The 1,904-nt window shown below is 42.1% G+C and carries 2 protein-coding genes; both read left to right on the forward strand.

The window, feature by feature from the left end; translation table 11 throughout:
* Positions 1–1,025 (forward strand): alpha/beta hydrolase (locus AAC037_RS24005; protein WP_339906190.1); only part of this gene is annotated, 1,025 nt, incomplete at its 5' end.
* 39 nt (positions 1,026–1,064) lie between these two features.
* On the forward strand, positions 1,065–1,904 hold an 840-nt coding region (locus AAC037_RS24010), incomplete at its 3' end, for a RidA family protein (protein WP_339906191.1).

The raw sequence follows: 1,904 nt of genomic DNA on the forward strand, positions 1-1,904 counted from the left end.
GTGCTGGGCAGGCCGAGATAGACTCCACAAAGAAATTTTTGATGGATACATATGGGTGGAGTGAAGCGGAGTATCAGGAAAAAATAAAAGAAGACCTCATTTGGCTGTTGGGAGAAGAACCTGCAGGCTTACCTGCCAATGACATTGAGACCTTAAGCCTCAAAGAGGATTATGTCAGCAGTTTTATGCCTCGGCCTACTGTAAAAAATGGAAAAAAACTAAATATCACCCCCTACAATGCCATGGGCGACTATTTATATGGATCGCTATATTTCCCTACGAATGAAGCCGGAGAAAGAAAAACAGGTGCCAATGGTAAAATGCCTGTGTTTATATTATTGCACAAATATACCAATACGGGCTATGATGCTGAGTTAAACGGCTTAATTGATGGGTTGTTGGCCAAAGGGATAGCTGTTTTGACTTATGATATGATCGGCTATGGGGCCAGAATAGAAGAGGGAACTTTGTTTTATCAAAGATATCCGCATTGGTCCAAGATGGGCAAAATGGTCACCGATGCTAGAGCAGCCGTAGATGCATTGGAAAGTATGGACTTTATCGATAGCGAAAAGATTTTTATGGGAGGCTATGCTTTGGGAGGAACAGTAAGCTTAATCACCGCTGCCATGGAGCCAAAAATAGCCGGACTTGCTTTGTCCAGTGCTTTTACTCCATTGAGAAATGCCTCAAAAGATGTGGAGGGATTAAAATCCTATTCGCATTTGTATGGGTTAATTCCTAGGTTAGGATTCTTTGATGAAGAAGAAAGAAGGATTCCAGTCGATTTTCCTGAAATACTAGCCAATATTGCCCCACGACCATTAATGGTCATTACCCCGGAATTGGACAGGCATGCTGACCATGAAAATGTAAGTCATACCATGGAAGGGCTTCAGGAGTTGTACCAAAAAATGGGAATAAAGAATAAGCTGGAATGGCAAAGTCCCCATGCTTTTAACCATTTTACCAGTGCCCAGCAGCAGGAGGTAATCAATTGGTTGGTCGAGCAAGTGGCAAATTAGATGAATAAATATAAACTTGAGAGAAAATAAAATTTGATCATGACAATTTCAAATAGGTTCATTAATGGGAGAAAGGCAAATCTTTCTGTTGTAGAAGCCAATTGGAAAAAAGGGCTCAGATTACCTTATCCAATTGTTTTTTTGATGCTATTTTTAAGCTTGGCATCAGAAAGTATGGGGCAATTTCAGAGCAGAAATTTGGACATACGCTATATAGAACCGGATGAGGAATCCGGTACTTCAATGGCTACTGTAGCAGAAGATGTCCCATTGGCCTTTACTAACCAAGTTTTTCCAATGGATGACAATGGAAATCTATCAGCGCCCAATGACCTCAAAGTACAGGTAAACCAGGTTATGAACAATTTGGAAAGTGCTTTGAAGGCTGGGGATAGCGATTTAAGTAAGTTGTTAAGACTAAAGGTATACCTTCAGAAAGAAGAACATTCCAAACCTGTTCGTGAGTTTATTAAAGAATTATTACCTGAAGGAGCGTTTCCGGCCATCACCCTGATAGTTGCAAATCAAGCTCGGGAGCAGGTTTTAGTGAGTATGGATGGGATTGCTGTTGCGCCAATGACTTCAGTAACATCCAGGGGCGTGAATCTTCCTTTTAGCAATGGGCATTACGAAAAAACCAACCGTGCTCCTGTTGCTGTCTTACCGGCAGGCAGAAAACAATTTATTGCAGGTCAGGCTGAACCCGGCAAAGACCTTTTAGAGGCCAGTGACAAAACCATGCAAAACCTTTTTGCTACCCTGGCTTATCTTGGCGCCAGTGCCAGTGACGTGGTTCAGGTTAAAGCTTTTATCAATCCCATTGAGGATGCGGCAGCAGTTGAAGAAGTGATCGCTGCTTTTTTCAGAGGGCAGCAAGTA

This window comes from uncultured Cyclobacterium sp. (assembly GCF_963976465.1).
Taxonomy (GTDB): Bacteria; Bacteroidota; Bacteroidia; order Cytophagales; family Cyclobacteriaceae; genus Cyclobacterium.